This window comes from Pseudomonas sp. Irchel s3b5 (assembly GCF_900187435.1).
Classification (GTDB): domain Bacteria; phylum Pseudomonadota; class Gammaproteobacteria; order Pseudomonadales; family Pseudomonadaceae; genus Aquipseudomonas.
On sequence record NZ_FYDY01000001.1, the window covers coordinates 291,705 to 307,192 of the forward strand.

The 15,488-nt window shown below is 61.6% G+C and carries 10 protein-coding genes and 1 pseudogene; 5 read left to right on the forward strand and 6 right to left on the reverse strand.

The annotated features are described in order from the left end of the window. Positions 1–13 precede the first annotated feature (13 nt). The 5 genes from CKW15_RS01250 (at position 14) to CKW15_RS01270 (ending at position 7,951) form a co-directional block, all read left to right on the forward strand. Positions 14–1,237 carry a lipase family protein gene (locus CKW15_RS01250; RefSeq protein WP_095151346.1) on the forward strand — a complete coding sequence of 408 codons (1,224 nt, stop codon included), beginning with the start codon at positions 14–16 and terminating at the stop codon, positions 1,235–1,237. A 15-nt stretch (positions 1,238–1,252) separates the two neighbouring features. Next, the gene (locus CKW15_RS01255; RefSeq protein ID WP_095151347.1) at positions 1,253–2,461 is read left to right on the forward strand and encodes an LLM class flavin-dependent oxidoreductase; all 1,209 of its coding nucleotides are present in this window, start codon (positions 1,253–1,255) and stop codon (positions 2,459–2,461) included. A gap of 4 nt (positions 2,462–2,465) precedes the next feature. Continuing rightward, complete coding sequence (locus tag CKW15_RS01260) at positions 2,466–4,052, forward strand: ABC transporter substrate-binding protein (protein WP_095151348.1); 1,587 nt, start codon at positions 2,466–2,468, stop codon at positions 4,050–4,052. Between the two features lie 190 nt (positions 4,053–4,242). Beyond that, positions 4,243–6,825: a TonB-dependent receptor plug domain-containing protein gene (locus tag CKW15_RS01265; protein WP_095151349.1), complete on the forward strand. Its 2,583-nt coding sequence runs from the start codon at positions 4,243–4,245 to the stop codon at positions 6,823–6,825. Positions 6,826–6,865: 40 nt separating this feature from the next. After that, positions 6,866–7,951: an LLM class flavin-dependent oxidoreductase gene (locus tag CKW15_RS01270; protein WP_095151350.1), complete on the forward strand. Its 1,086-nt coding sequence runs from the start codon at positions 6,866–6,868 to the stop codon at positions 7,949–7,951. A gap of 359 nt (positions 7,952–8,310) precedes the next feature. Here CKW15_RS01270 and CKW15_RS01275 read toward each other — a convergent pair. The 6 genes and pseudogenes from CKW15_RS01275 to CKW15_RS01300 all read right to left on the reverse strand — a co-directional run bounded on the left by CKW15_RS01275 (position 8,311) and on the right by CKW15_RS01300 (position 15,438). Continuing rightward, a pseudogene (locus tag CKW15_RS01275) lies at positions 8,311–8,769 on the reverse strand (transposase). 178 nt (positions 8,770–8,947) lie between these two features. Then, positions 8,948–10,750, reverse strand: coding sequence for an ABC transporter ATP-binding protein (locus tag CKW15_RS01280; RefSeq protein WP_095151351.1), 1,803 nt, complete (start codon positions 10,748–10,750; stop codon positions 8,948–8,950). Continuing rightward, positions 10,747–11,592: an ABC transporter permease gene (locus tag CKW15_RS01285; protein WP_095151352.1), complete on the reverse strand. Its 846-nt coding sequence runs from the start codon at positions 11,590–11,592 to the stop codon at positions 10,747–10,749. The genes CKW15_RS01280 and CKW15_RS01285 overlap by 4 nt, the downstream gene beginning before the upstream one ends. A gap of 10 nt (positions 11,593–11,602) precedes the next feature. Continuing rightward, positions 11,603–12,664 (reverse strand): ABC transporter permease, encoded by a 1,062-nt coding sequence (locus tag CKW15_RS01290; protein ID WP_095151353.1) that lies wholly within the window; start codon positions 12,662–12,664, stop codon positions 11,603–11,605. Then, positions 12,657–14,228: an ABC transporter substrate-binding protein gene (locus CKW15_RS01295; protein ID WP_095151354.1), complete on the reverse strand. Its 1,572-nt coding sequence runs from the start codon at positions 14,226–14,228 to the stop codon at positions 12,657–12,659. The genes CKW15_RS01290 and CKW15_RS01295 overlap by 8 nt, the downstream gene beginning before the upstream one ends. Before the next feature lie 10 nt (positions 14,229–14,238). Further along, complete coding sequence (locus CKW15_RS01300) at positions 14,239–15,438, reverse strand: LLM class flavin-dependent oxidoreductase (RefSeq protein WP_095151355.1); 1,200 nt, start codon at positions 15,436–15,438, stop codon at positions 14,239–14,241. Positions 15,439–15,488: the final 50 nt, after the last annotated feature.

Sequence of the window (15,488 nt, forward strand, 5' to 3'; positions counted from 1 at the left end):
TAGGGAAATCCTGATGAAACTGCCACAAAAATTCGTCTTCGGTTTGAGTGTCCTGGCGCTGTCCATCACGGCCATGGCGGCCGGCACACACGCACCAAAACCCGATTCGCAACAAGGTGACGGCCGTGTCTCGGCGTTCTATACCTGGCAAGAAATCATCCCGGCTACGCCTGGCAAACTGCTGCGTAGCGAGCCGTTGGAAAAGACCCTTAGCCTGCCCAACGCCGCCAGTGCGCAACGAATTCTCTACACCTCCACCGACGGCATCGACAACAAGACCCCGATCGTGGTCTCCGGCACCTTGTTCCTGCCCAAGGGCAAGGCACCTGCCGGCGGTTGGCCGGTCGCCAGCTGGGGCCATGGCACGGTCGGCATTGCGGACGTTTGCGCGCCGTCGTGGCAGGGCCGCTCCTATCGTGACGTGCAGTACCTCAGCCGCTGGCTGGACGAAGGTTATGCCATTGTCGCCACCGATTATCAGGGCCTTGGCGTACCCGGTGGGCACCCGTTGCTGAACAATCGCATGGCGGCCTACGGCATTCTCGATGCGGCCAAAGCCGTGGTCGCCGGTGTTCCGGGGCTGGCCAACAAAGTGTTGATCGTCGGGCAGTCCCAAGGGGGCGCAGGCGCCTTCGCCTCCGCCGCCTACGCACCGACTTATGCGCCGGACCTCGGTGTCAAAGGCAGCATCGGCACCGGCGTGATCTACACCGTGGGTGCGAAAAACGTCGGTGAACAGGACGTCAACAAGGTCGACGCGTCCCTCGCCTACGGTTTCTACACCTTGCTGGCGGCGCAGCAGTACGACCCGAGCATCAACCCCAAGGATTTCTACACCGACAAGGCGCTGCCACTGTTCGAGCAAGCCCGCACCAGCTGCCTGGCGGCCCTGGTCAGCGATGTGGTCGGCGTCGGCCTGACACCGGCCAATGCCAAAAAAGACTACCAGGGCGACCAGCTCGCGGCGTGGCAGAAGCAAGTGTCCTACCCGACGCTGAAGTTGGCCCAGCCGATCTTCATCGGCACCGGCGCCGAAGACAAAACCCCGGCGGCCTCAACCCAGGTCGCGCTGATGCAGGACGCCTGCAAGACCGGCTCAGTGGTTGAGGGCCATCTCTACAAAGGGCTGGGTCATAGCGAAACGGTCAACGCCTCCCTCAAGGATTCGGTGCCGTTCGCCCACAAGGTCATCAACGGTCAGCCCATCACCCCCATCTGCAACCCCAGCGTGCAGTGAGACGGAGCCCTCGACATGAGCATTGAATTTTTCACTCGCCTGCCTCTGCATGGCGAAACCCAGTTCCTGCCCGGCGACCCGCGCAACCGTGGTGACTGGCATCGTGGCGGGCCGAGCACCGGCGCGGTCTCGGGCTTCAGCGTCGGCGATCACTTCACCTACATCGACTACCTCGGGCAAATCGCCAAGGCTGCGGAAATCAATGGCTTCGGCGGTGCCCTGATGGTCAATGCGCCCACCGGCGAAGAACCCTGGACCGTCTGCTCGCTGCTGGCCCGGGAAACCCGCACGCTGAAATTCGTCACCGCATTCCAGCCCTATCACTACACGCCGTGGGTGGCGGTGCAGCAGGCCGCGACCTATCAGCGCGCCACCGGCAACCGCCTGATCTGGAACATCATCAACGGCGGCTCGGATGCGATTCAGCGCCAGGTCGGTGACTTCAGCGATCACGATGAGCGTTATGAGCGGGCCATCGAGTTCATGGACGTGGTCAAGGGTTATTGGCACAACGAGAACTTCCACTACGAGGGCAAATTCTATAAAGCCGAAGGGGGTGGCTTGCGCGGGCCGCTGAAGAAGGCCGAGCTGCCACTGATCTGCACCGCGGGCTCATCGATCCCGGCTCGGGAGTTCGCGGCCAAACACGCCGACTTTTATCTGATGCGCGCCGAGCATCCGGATGAAATTGCCGCGTTGATTGCCGACATTCGTGAGCGTGCCCTGAAGTACGGGCGCACCGATATTCGCTTCGGCTTGTCGATCGATGTCATTACCCGGGAAACCGAGGAACTGGCTCGCACCGAAGCCAAGCGGTTCTTCGACGAAGGCATCGCCAGGGGCGCGGTCAAGGCAGTGGCAGCCCATGCCGGGCTGCGCACCGCACGCAAGCTCAGCTATGAAAACCAGTTCGCGCAAAAGACCGAAACCCAGGCCTTCGACGACTTCTTCATCCACCCCAACGTCTGGACCGGTTTTGGCTACATCGGCATCCCGCCGGGCTGTGCCCTGGTCGGCAGCTACGAGAATGTCGTGGCGCGGATCCGCGAGTACAACGCCATCGGCATCGATCTGTTCTTCCTGGCCGGCTACCCGCACCTGGAAGAAGCCTATCGCTTGGGTGAACACGTCCTGCCGCACTTTCGCAGCGACCGTGTAGAGCTCAGTCGCCCTGCCGAAGCGCCGCTGGAGTTGCGCTCCGCCAACGGTCCGACCGGAGCCTGATGCCATGAGCGACGATCACTCATTGTTCAGCCGCCGGGATTTTCTCGGCCACAGCGCGCTGCTTGGCGGTGGCTTGCTGCTCGGTGGCGGCCTACTCGCAGGCTGCGGTCCGAGCAGCGAAAAGCCAACCGCCAGCGCCACTGCCGACAATCAGCCGCGGTATGGCGGACGTCTGCGCCTGGGCATTCTCGACGGCAACCAGAGCGGCAACCTCGACGCGCACAAACCCATTGGCAGCGGTATCGTTCGTGGCTTTGCTCTCTACAGCAAGTTGTGGGAATGGGACGAGCAAATGCAACCGCGTCTGGCCCTGGCCGAATTCGCCGAGCCGAATGCCGATGCCAGCAGCTGGACATTGCGCCTGCGTCCGGACCTGGAATTTCACCATGGCAAAACCATCGACGCCGATGACCTGATGTTCTCCATTCGCCGCCTCACCGATCCACAACTGGCCTCGCCCTACGCCGCGCTGCTGCACTGGGTGGACCGCGACAACCTGGTCAAACTCGATTCGCGCACCGTGCGCCTGAACTTTCGTGAGGGCCGCAGCTACATGCCGCTGGCGGAAACCTGGGTCAACTTTGGCGGGATCGTGCCGGTGGACTATCACCCAGTGACCAACCCGGTGGGCGCAGGCCCGTACAAATTGAAAAGTTTCACCCCCGGCCAGCGTTCACTGTTCACGCGGTTCGAGAACTACTACAAGGACGGTAAACCTTACGCCGATGAGCTGGAAATCATCGACTTCAAGGACCAGGTTTCGCGCTTGGCGGCCCTGCGTTCCGGGCAGATCGACATGGCCAACGTAATGCCCACCGAACAGCTGGAAGTGCTGCAGCGCGACCCACGGTTGAAGGTGCTCAAATCAGTCACCGGTAACTGGTTGTCGTTCGACATGAATCTCGACAAACCGCCGTTTAACGATCCACGGGTACGGGAGGCATTTCGTCTGCTGGCCGACAGGGAGGAACTGGTGCGCCGGGCGCTAAACGGTCAGGGCCGAGTGGCCAACGACCTTTATGCGCCGAGCGATCCGACCTTCAACCGCACGCTTGGGCCGCGCCCTCACAACCCGCAACGTGCGGCGCAACTGCTCAAGGAAGCCGGGCATGAAAACCTTGAACTGGAACTGGTGACAACACCCGGTCCGGGGCTGACCTCAGCGTTGGTGCTGGCCGAACAGGCCAAGCGCATTGGTGTCACGCTCAAGGTCAAGCAGGTCGACCTGGCCACATACCAGGGACCGCTGCGCAACGACTGGACGCTGAGTACCGGCGGCAGCATCGGCGCGCCGTTTCTGGCCAGCGCGATTCACACCGACGCGCCGTTTGCCGTGTCGAACAAAACCCATTTCAACGATCCGCAGTTCAGCGAGCTGTTTCTGGCGGCCATGGCCCAACCCGACCTGGAGAAACGCAGGGCATTGGTCCACCAGGTGCAGCAGATCCAGTACGAACGCGGCGGCATGTTGATCTGGGGTTATGCCGACCTGCTCGACAGCGTGGCCAACCGCGTGGGCGGTGCGGCGGCAGAAGAGTCGCTATTCAGCACCTGGCGCTTTGAAAAGCTCTGGCTGAAAGACACGGCATAACCCACACGGGCGCTGACACCCCACGGTCGACCCTACACCACCGACCTGTAGGAGCCGGCTTGCCGGCGATGGCGTCATCACGGCCGCCATCGTCGGAACGCCGCCCGCAACAAGCCGGCTCCTACAGGTCGGTGGTGGCCGTTATGACGTTTGCGCCATTCAATGAATTTATCTATCGAGGCACATTTTCATGCCCTCTATCGGCTTCGTTCGTCCCGCTTCTGGCCATGCTCTGGCATTGGTCATCGTTTCTACCCTGTCGACCGCGACCTTCGCCGCCTACACTCAACTGCAAACCGTCACTGTTCAAGCCAGCGCCGCCGATTCCGACGATGACGCCCTGCCCACCCGGCCCGAGTCTTCGATCTACGGAGGCATCGAAACCAAAGTGCTCGATACTCCGCGCTCGATCACTCAGGTCAATGCCGAACAACTGGCCAACGACCCGATCCGCAGCGCCGACGACCTGGTCAAGTACGCGCCAGGCATCACCCGTGGCGGCGGCCAGAACGCCGGGATCGCACCGCAATTTCGCGCCCAGGGTTCTGAAGTTTTCCAGGACGGCCAGCGCGCTTACGGCGTGCGGCACCCGGCCAACTTCAACGCCTATGAAGGCGCCGACATCGTCGCCGGTCCGTCCTCGGTGACCTATGGCTCGGTGTCCGGTAGTGGTGGCTACGTCAATTACCTGAGCAAGAAACCGAATTTCAATGAGTTTAAAACCAGGCTCAGCGGTGATCTTGGCGCCTGGGTGCCGGACGGTGAATCCCGTGACTCCAGTAAATTCAGCGTCGATAACACCGGCCCACTCAGCGACAACCTGGCCTACCGGATCAGCATCACCAAGCAGCGCCAGGAGGATTTCTACGACAACGTCGACAACAACTTCGACGCGTTCTACGGCGCCCTCGCCTGGCGCAATGACAACGTGCGGGTCGACTGGAATGCCAGTTACGACGACTACTACGACTACAACATCGCCCACGGCTGGAACCGCGCCAACCAGGAACTGGTGGACAGCGGAAAATACTATGCAGGACGGGCCACACCGATCATCCAGAACGGCAACACTTTGTGGTCGCCGGTACTCGCCTCCGGGGCGGCTGATGCGCCGACCCTGGGCTGGGTCAAGCGCCAACGGAACGCTCAGGGCCAATACAGCGTGGTCGATGGAAGTTTCCAGTCCGCCTCTCCTAACACACAAACCAAGCCGGGCAGCCTGCGCGGCTGGGTTTATGACCCGTCGCTGGCCGGCAATGGCCTGACCTCCCTGTCCTCCCAAACCGGTCAGCGCGATGAGGATGAAAACACTTCGCGGCGCTTCACCACGCAACTGAGGGCAGAAGCCGATCTGACGCCGACCATCACCCTGGCCAACAACACGTTTTACCAGCGCTCGCGGGACATGACCGACGCCGTCGGCTCTTTCCAGGTGCAGTCCAAGGACAATATTTTCGATAACCGCTTTGAGTTTCGCTCACGCAACGAAACGCAGCTGGGCGGTCTGACCTTGCGTGATGACAGCAATACCGGGCTGATCTACCGTCGTGAGTTCAACCAGTCGATCGCCGCCAACAACAGTTTCGGCTCGACCATCAACGCCTATGACCTGACTCAGGACCCATCGGGCAAGAATCCGGGGGATCTGCTGGGGCTGACCGGTTCCAATCCGGCCGGTGGCAACGCTGCCTGGATCGGCCAGCCCGGTGTACCACAATTCTCCAACTACTATGGCTGGCTGAATCTGCCGGCAATGTACCCGGCCGGTCACGGGCTGTACGCCGAATCCGTCGCGCCTTACACCGCTGAAAGCACCTGGACCACGCAGACGTTGTTCACCCAGCACAACCTGAAATTGGGTGAGCGTGTCGGCCTGAACATCGGCGCCAGCCGCAGCTGGATCGACGCTGAAATCGAAAACCCTTTCGTACTCGCCGGCGGCAACCCGCGCAAGGACAGTGACAACTACCGACTGTTTGCCTTTCAGGTCAGTCCGTACGTAAAGCCCACCGAAAACAGCACGCTGTACTACACCTTTGATCGCTCGTTGGCGGTCAATACCGGGTTCTTCTCCAACGGCCTGGGCTGGGGCAGCGGCGCCGGAGCCAACCTGCTCAACCCGTTGGCGTTCGAAAGCCTCAGCGTGTTGCACGAAGTGGGATTGAAGGTCGAAGCCGTGCCCAACGAGCTGTTCATGACCCTCGCTGCGTTCAAGCAGGAGCGGGATCAGTCACCCGACAGCAACAACAACATTGCGCGACTGGTGATCAAGGGCGTGGAGTCGACCATTCGTTACCAACCTGACGACCACCTGCGCACGGCGTTGAACCTTTCGAAACTCACCGCCTACAACGAATTTGCTTCCCAGTCCGGTTTTGCCTCGGCGGGGTTCATTCCAGACAACGGCACAGTGTTCGGCGACAACAACAGCCTCAACCAGCGACCGTCCGGGCGCTTCGACGCGGTACAGATTCCTGAATACACCGCCAGTGGTTATGTCGACTATCGCTTCGAGTCAGGCTTTGGTGCCGAGCTGTCCGGCTGGTGGACCAGCAGCTGGTACCTGAACCTGAGCAAGACCGTGAAAATCCCCGACGAGTACAACCTCGATCTTGCGGTGTACTACCGCCAGCCGCAGTGGAGCACCACGTTGCGCGTACTCAACCTGACGGATGAATTGAACTTCGTCAGCGGTCTGGCCGGGTCCACCAATACCTTCCTGCAACCCATGCCTGGCCGCACTGTGCTGGCCCAGGTCGATTACCAATTCTAAGCCCGCGGCCATTCCGCTTGCCGCCATCAGGAGTGTTCCAATGTCCATTGAATTTGTAGGCATGATTTTCCCCCGCCAGTGGTCCGAGACCCGAGGTGTACGCAGCCCGGATTTCGATCTGGAGTTTATTCGCCACCATGCCCGAGCCCATGAGCATGCCGGCTTCGACCGGGTGCTGATTGCCAGCGGTCCGGGCAGCGCTGACAGTTTGCAGATCGCCGCGTACGCCGCCGCTCACACCGAGCGCCTGGGTTTCATGATCGCCCATCGTCCGGCTCTGTCCGCCCCAACCGTCGCCGCCAGAGCCTTTGCGACGCTCGATCACACCACCGGCGGTGGCCGGATTCGCCTGCACGCCATTACCGGCATCACGGCCGAGCCCCAGGAAGGCGACTTCCTGCTGGACAAGACCGAGCGCTACAAACGTACCGATGAGTACCTGGAAATCGTTCGACGCACCTGGACCGCCGAGGAGCCGTTCGACTTCGAGGGGCAGTATTTCAACATCAAGGGCGCGTTCTCACCGGTCAAGCCTTTGCAAAAGCCGCACATTCCGATTTCTTTTGGTGGCTCGTCGGACATCGCCTACCAGATCGCCGTCAAGCACGCGGACCTGTACGCATTGTGGGGTGAGCCGTTGAGTGGCGTTGCCGAGCAAATCGGCAAGCTGCGCGCCGCCGCCAGCGCAGCGGGCGTGGAGGCGCCGAAGGTCAGTTTGTCGGTGCGTTTGATCCTTGGTGCCACCGAGGAATTGGCGTGGCAGCGCGCCGAGCAGATTCTTCAACAGATCAAGGCCAACCCGCAATTTGCGGCCGGTAGCCCTTGGCAAAAACGCATCAAGGGCACTGGCTCCGAACGCCTTCTCGCCGCCGCAGCCCTGGGTGATCGCCATGACCGTGCGCTCTGGATGCCCACCGCCACCGCCGTCGGCGCCTACGGCGACACCACCGCCCTGGTCGGCACCCCGGAAACCGTGGCCCAGGCCTTGCTCGATTACGTCGACCTGGGTGTGACGACCTTCCTCAACCGTGGCTACGATCCGTTCTACGACACCGTTGATTACGGCCGCTGGATCATCCCGGCCGTACGCGAAGAAGCACGCCGCCGCCATACGCGCGTGGCATAACGACGCCATCGCCAGCAAGCCGGCTCCTACAGAACCGTGTTCACAACGATCCCTTGTAGGAGCTGGCTTGCCAGCGATGACGGCGGCACATCCACCATCGCATCGCCAGCAAGCCGGTGCCTACAGAACCGTGTTCACAAGATCCCTTGTAGGAGCTGGCTTGCCAGCGATGACGGCGGCACATTCTCCATCGCATCGCCAGCAAGCCGGCTCCTACAGAGTCGTGTTCACAACCATCCCTTGTAGGAGCTGGCTTGCCAGCGATGACGGCGGCACACCCACCATCGCAATCGCCAGCAAGCCGGCTCCTACAGGACCTTGTTCACAACCATCCCTTGTAGGAGCTGGCAAGCCGGCTCTTACAGCCATTTCGCGTCCCATAACGGGTAATCATGTACTCGCCTGACAAGGCCTGCTCGTATGGGGTTGGCAATGACGTAACGTGCCACCGCCAGCAAATCTTCTTCACGTCGAATTGCCCGGTCGTGAAAGCCTTTTTGCCATAGGCGGCCACTGCGTCCCAGGTGGGCATTGATGGCTCGTGCACTGCGAGATTTAGTAGCCAGCATCAACGCCGGCAGCGTGCTGTTCTTCAGTTCCACCAACCAATGGAAATGGTCGGGCATGACCACCTACGCCAGTGAGTCGGCCCATTCTTCTGCCTGGGTTTGGCGAAATTGATCCACCACCAGACGCCCCGTACGCCAATTGGCAAATACGGGATCACGGTGATAGGTGACGGCGGTGAGCAGGTAGATTTGCCCGGATTGGGAATAGCGCCCGGCGCGCAGGCGATTGGCGTGGGGAAGATCAGGCATTCCATTGCCCTCCTGTGTTTGAGACAAAAACAACAGGCTAGTAGGCAGGCGAAAGATCGTCTTCAAGCTCTGGTTCTGGATGTTTCTGGGCGGCTGCTATCGCCAGCAAGCCGGCTCCTACAAGGGTGTGTCGCATTATATTTCAGCATTGTAGGAGCCGGCTTGCTGGCGATTGGCGTCACCGCAATGTCGGCGAGTTTTCCAGCAATGTGCGCGTATAGGCCGCTTGCGGTTGGTCCAGTACCGCATCCACCCGCCCTTGCTCCACCACACGACCCAATTTCAACACCAACACCCGGTCGGCAATGGCGCGAACCACACCCAAGTCATGGGTGACGAACAGCAGCGTCAGTCCTTCTTCTTGCAGTTGCCGCAACAGCGCCAGGATCGACGCCTGCACCGAGACGTCCAATGCCGAGGTGATTTCATCGCAGATCAGTAGCCTTGGTTCGCAAATCAGCGCCCGGGCAATCGCCACGCGCTGGCGCTCGCCACCGGACAGGCTGTGGGGATACTGCGACGCCATCGATCCCGGCAGAGAAACCCGCTTGAGCACGGCATCCACGCGCACCCGGGCCGCGTCACCCTTGATGCCGAAAAAGTGCTCCAGCGGCGCACTCAGGGTCTGGAAAACCGTTTGACGAGGATTCAGCGCCCGATACGGATTCTGAAAGATGTACTGGATCTGATGACGCTGTCCGCCGTCACGCTTGCGCGCCGACAGGCTCAACGACTCGCCCGCATACCGCAACTCGCCCTCGGCGTTTTCGCCCAGCCCGGCAACGGCACGCGCCAGACTGGTCTTGCCCGAGCCGGACTCACCGACCAACGCCAGGCACTCACCCGCCGCCACGCGCAGAGAAACGTCAAACAACACCTGACGGTCGTAGGCCACGTTCAGGTCCTTGATTTCCAGCAGCGGCGTGCGCGCCTGTGCTTCGGCGACGGGCAACACCGGGCTTTGAGCAATCGGCGTCAAGGGCTGAAGATGCGGGGACAGGCAGGCCACCCGCTGCTGTGACGACAGGTCCTGCAATAGTGGCTCACCCGTCGAGCACCCGGCCAGGCGACGTGCGCACCTGGGTGCGAAGGCACAACCTGGCGGCCGTTGCCCCGGTGCCGGTGCATGCCCGGCAATCGCCAGCAATTCACGGCGCTGCGCCACATCCGGTATCGCCGCCAACAACCCTCGGGTATAGGGATGAGCCGGGCGGTTGAACAATGCTTCGCGGCTGGCGACTTCGACCAGACGCCCGGCGTACATCACCATCACCCGGTCTACCAGGTCCTTGATCACCGCCAGGTCGTGGGACACATACACCGCCGCGACGCCCAGGCTTTTGCACAACCGGCGCAACGTGGCCAGGATGTGCGCCTGGGTCGTGACATCCAGCGCGGTGGTGGGCTCATCGAGGACGATCAGCGCCGGGCGCAAGACGAACGCCAGCGCCAGCATCACCCGCTGCTGCTGGCCACCGGACAGTTGATGGGGAAAACGCTGCAAAAACTCTGCATCTTCCGGCAAACCCACATCGCGCAAGGTCTCGACGATGCGCTGCCGTTGCGCGGCGCGATCGAGGCCGGTCTGATGCGCCTCCAGCGTTTCACGCAGCAAGCTGCCAATGCGCAGCGCCGGATTGAGCGCGGTCGCCGGGTCCTGGGCGACATAGCCTATCAGGCTGCCCCGGGCCCGGCGCAAGGCTTCGCCCTGCAGTGTCAGTAACGATTGACCGGACACTTCGACCTGCCCACCGACAATCCGCGCGCCGCGCCGGGCATGCGCCAACAACGCGGTGGCGAGCGTGGTCTTGCCCGAACCGGATTCGCCGACCAATCCCAGAATTTCTCCGGCCTGCAGACTGAAGGTCACGCCCGACAACACATCGATCTGCCCCGCCAACTCGACGCGCAGTTCCCGAACTTGCAACACTTGCGAGCTCGCCACAGAGGGGCGCGCCTCAATCCCGGCAATGGCATTCATGGTTGTTTGTCTCCGATCCGAGAGGTGCTGCGGCCGATGCCTTCAGCCAGAATATTGGTGCCATAGGCGAAGATGCCGATCAGGATGGCCGGGGCCAATACCGCCCACGGCTGTACCAGCAACCCCGCCTGATTTTCATTGATCATCAGCCCCCAATCGGCGGTCGGCGGGGCCACGCCGTAACCGAGAAAACTCAGGCCCGAGAGCATGCCCACGCCCCAGGTCAGCATGTTGCCGAAGTGCACCAGCAGCGGTGTGAGGATATTGGGCAGGATCTCCTTGAACAGAATCCGTCGCCTTGAGTACCCCATCATCTGTGCCGCCTCGACGAACTCCTGCCCCGCCACTGCCACCGCGCTGCCACGGGCCAGGCGAATCACTCCCGGTGTGAACGCGATGGACACGGTCAGCACGATCAGCCAAGGCGCACGCCCCAGCATCGAGACGATCAACAGCACCAGAATCAGGTCGGGAAAAGCCAGCGACACGTCCGCCAACCAGGTGATCAATTGGTCCAGGCGCCGCCGGGAAAATCCCGCCAACAGGCCCAGCGTACTACCGGTCAATAGTGCGATCGAGGCCGCAGCCACCGACATCCACAGCACCGACAGGCCGCCACTGAGCAAGCGTGACAACACGTCATGCCCGAGGAAGTCATAGCCCAACCATGCCGCCTCCACAGGTGCGCCGTACACCGAGCCGACCATTTCTGTCGGGCTGTGTGGAGCTAAAAAAGGGCCAAACAACGCCAGCACCACCACCGACAGAGTGATCAGTGCGCCCTTGCGGGTTTGCGGTTCCGCCAGCCACAGTTGCCAGCGCAAACGTCGGGAGTCAGTCATGCATCACCTCTCAAGGCGCCTTGGATGGGGAGCGACGCCACCAGGGCTGGATGCCCCGACGACTGCGCCGGATCATGGTTACTCGGCGGGCGGTCCGCAGTTTCGGGGTCAACAACACCGTCAGCAGATCCGCGAACAGGTTGATCAGCACCACGCCCAGAGTGATCACCAGCACAATGGCCTGGACCATCGGCAAATCGCGCATCTGAATCGCCGAGTTCAACGAGGTGCCAATACCCGGATAGCTGAAAATCACCTCGGCCAGCAGCGCCCCGCCGATCAGCGTACGCAAGGTCAGGGCTACGCCCTGGATCGCCGGAATCAATGCATTGGGCAACGTGTGCCGCCAGACGATTCGCCACTCGGGAATCCCCCGTAATCTGGCAGCGACGACATAGTCGGACTCCAGCGCTTCAATCATCGAAGCCCGTACCATGCGCGTCAGGTACGGCAATGCCGACAGACTCAGGGCCAGCACCGGCAACACCAGAAACTGCAATTGACGCAGCAGGGACTTGTCCGGATCGAGAATCGACACCGCCGGCAGCACGTCCATGTGCGGCATAGAAAACAGCAACACCAGGCCGATGGCCAAGAGGAAACCCGGCGTGGCCTTGAGGAAAATCAACAGCGACAGGCTCCAGCGATCCAGGCGACTGTCACGCCGCAAGGCCAGTGACACGCCGAGCAGTAACGCCGCTGGCACCACAACGGCAATCACGCCAGCCAACAGCGCCAACGTGTAGCCGAAGCGGCCGAACAGGATGCTGCCGACCGGCGCATTGGAGTCGAGCGACACGCCCAACTCGCCGCTCAGTGCGTGGCCGAGCCAGCGCAGGTATTGCTCGAGAATCGGTCGATCCAGGCCCAACTGCCTTTGCAGCGTGAGGATGCTTTCCAGCGGTGCGTCCGGGCCCAGGATCACCCGCGCCGGGTCCGAGGGCAGTGCCTGCGTGGCAATGAACACCACCAGGCTGATGACCCATGCGGTCAGCAGGCCATAGCCCAATCGTCCGATGAACCAGGACAACCAGGCTGGCGTGCGCGGGGTTTTGCAGGATGGCTCAGGCATGGTTCACCCACATCTCATCGAAACGCCATGAAGCAAACGTCGTCTGTTCAGGCGCCAACCCTCCGACCCGAACAGAGGCAGCATCCAGCACGTCATTGAAGCCCCAGATCAGTAAGCCGCCGCGCTCGTGCTGAATGCTTTGAGCCTCATGCACCAGCAGCTTGCGCCGCTCCAGATCGGGCTGCGCCAGAGCCTGTTGGTACAGCGAAGTGAAGCGCTCATCGTGGAAATTGCTGCGGTTGTAAATAGCCTGCGGCGCGTCGTTATGCAGCGCCGACGCCAGGAAACCCCGAGCCGGCGTCGAGCCCGGTGATAACAACCAGTTTTCCCGTTGCGGACCATTGAACACAGAGCCATCGACCTGGGTGACCTTTATCTCGACCCCAGCCTTTTTTGCTTGCTGGGCGAACACCAACGCCGCATTGACGCCGGGCCCCGGCGTGGTGGTCAGCTCCACCCGCAGATCGTCTTGCCCAGCCTGGCGCAGCAGGGAACGCGCCTGTTCCAGGTCGTACGGTCGCTGGGCAATGCTGTGGTTGTAAGTCGGGTCGTGGGGGGAATACAGGTCATTGGCGATCCGCCCGAAACCATTGAGCCCACGGTCGACCAGTTCGCGACGGTCGGCCAGCAGCCGAAATGCCTGACGCACACGCTGATCCTGAAACGGCGCCTTGGCCAGATTCAGGTTGAAACCGGTAAACGATGTGCTAGGCGAGGCGTATAACTTGAGACGTGAATCGGCCTTGAGCAGCGCGCTGTGTTCGGCCTGCACGCCGCTGGCGACATCGATTTGTCCGGCTCGCAAGGCCGCGGCGCGGGACACCTGATCCTTGAACTCGATGATTTCCAGCTCATCGGCATAGGGTTGACCGGGTTTGTAGTAGTTTTCGAAACGCTGGTAGAGCGAGCGCTGACCCGGAATGAAACTCTTGAGCTTATAAGGCCCGGCCCCCACCGGATTGCTGATCGGGTCGTAATCGGTGGGGACGATGCCACCAAAACTGATCAAGGTTTCATCCAGCGGATAGAAGCTTTGGCCCTCCTTGAAGCGAATTTCAATGGTGCGCTCGTCCAGTTTGCGCAACGCATTGCGGTCGATCGCCCCCACCAGGCCAGCAAACGGCGACGCCAGTTTCGGGTCGGTCAGGCGCAGGATCGAGAACAGCATATCGTCGGCACCAATGCTCTTGCCGTGGTGAAATTCCAACCCTGGCTTGATGCGAATGGTCCAGGCGCTGGCATCTGCGTTGGGCTCGGCAAATTCGGCCAAGGCCAGACGCGTGCTGACATCGGTGTTCCATTCCCAGAACTTGCTGTACAACGCCCAGCCGCGAATGATCCCGCCGCCCACCGGTTTGTGCGCATCGAGGTTGCCGGATTGGTCGCCATCAATGATGCCCACCCGCAAGCGCCCGCCGCGCACCGGAGTGCTGGACAACGCTGCTGCGCCACTGACGGCCGCGCCACTGTCGCAACCGCTGAGCAGGCTGCTGCCGAGTATCAGGCCACCGCCGACCGCCAGGCCGTTACCGAGAAACCTGCGACGGGAAAATCCTTCTCTCATGACTGACTCCTCAGGCCTGCTCGACTACGTTGGCGCGTTGCAGAACCGGCGTCTCAGCCCGCAGGCGCGGCACCTCGAAACCGTGATCCAGGTCGAGCAACGGGAACAACAGATCGGCCACGCGGTGCGCCTCATCGATCAACGGGAAGCCTGAGAGAATGAACGCCGACGTGCCTTGCGCTTCGTATTCACGAATGCGCTCGGCGACCTGCTCGGCGCTGCCTACCAGATAAGTGCCAGCGGCCGGACCGAGGATGTTGAAGCCGAACAGGCTCGGGCCGAGCCAGACGTTGGGGTAGATCTCCAGGTCCCGTGCCTTAGGCAGGCGACCCGCACGAATGGCTTCGACGTTGCGCTGGATTTGCGGGTCGTCGCTGTGGAAGCTTTCCAGGGTTTGGCCGGGGGGCAGTTGCCGTTCGATGGCCGTGCGTGCAGTTTGCAGCGACGTACGCTGCAAGAGTTTTTCGGCATGAGCCCAGGCTTCCTCTTCGGTCTCACGGACGATGATTTGCAGGCGCGTGCCGAAGGTCAGCTCACGGCCGATCTTCGCCGCCTCCGCCGCCACTTTGCGAAACTTCTCGCCAAGCTTTGGTGGGGTGTTGGCGAAACTCAGGTAGACGTCGAGCAACTGCACCGAATGGGCAATGCCAGGGCCCGAGGTGCCAGCGCCCCACAAAGGAATGCCGGGTTTCTGTTTCGGCGGATGCCACCCGCCCAGGGGATGACTGGCAGCCGCCGGCGAGCGAGGGGCGAGTTTGACGTATTGACCGTCATAGCCTGAGGTGTCGCCGGCGTAGAAGTTTTGAAAGGCGCGCCAGTATTCGAGGCTGAAGTCATAGCGCTCATCGTGCGGGTAATGCACGCCGAGGGTAGCCAGGCCGGCGTCGTTGCCGTTGACGACGTTGAACAACAGACGGCCGTTGGAAAATTGATCGAACGTCAGCGCCCACTTGGCCAACACCGCTGGCGACAACTCGCCGGGGTGCTGCGCCACCAAAAAACGCAGGCGCTGGGTGGCATCGATCAACGCGGCAGAAACAGCCAGGCTTTCGTTGGGACTGGAGCCTAGCAGCGACCCGTAATACCCCAAGCGATCGCTGGCCACAGCCAGTTGCTTCAAATGTTCGAAATCGGTTTTCCAACGCCCTTCCGGTTCCCACGGATAAGGTCCGTCGGGGGTGGTGAGGTACCAGAGAATTTTTACAGCCATGGGCGTGTTCCTTGTTTATGTGTCGACCGTTCGGCCGCCATCGCCAGCAA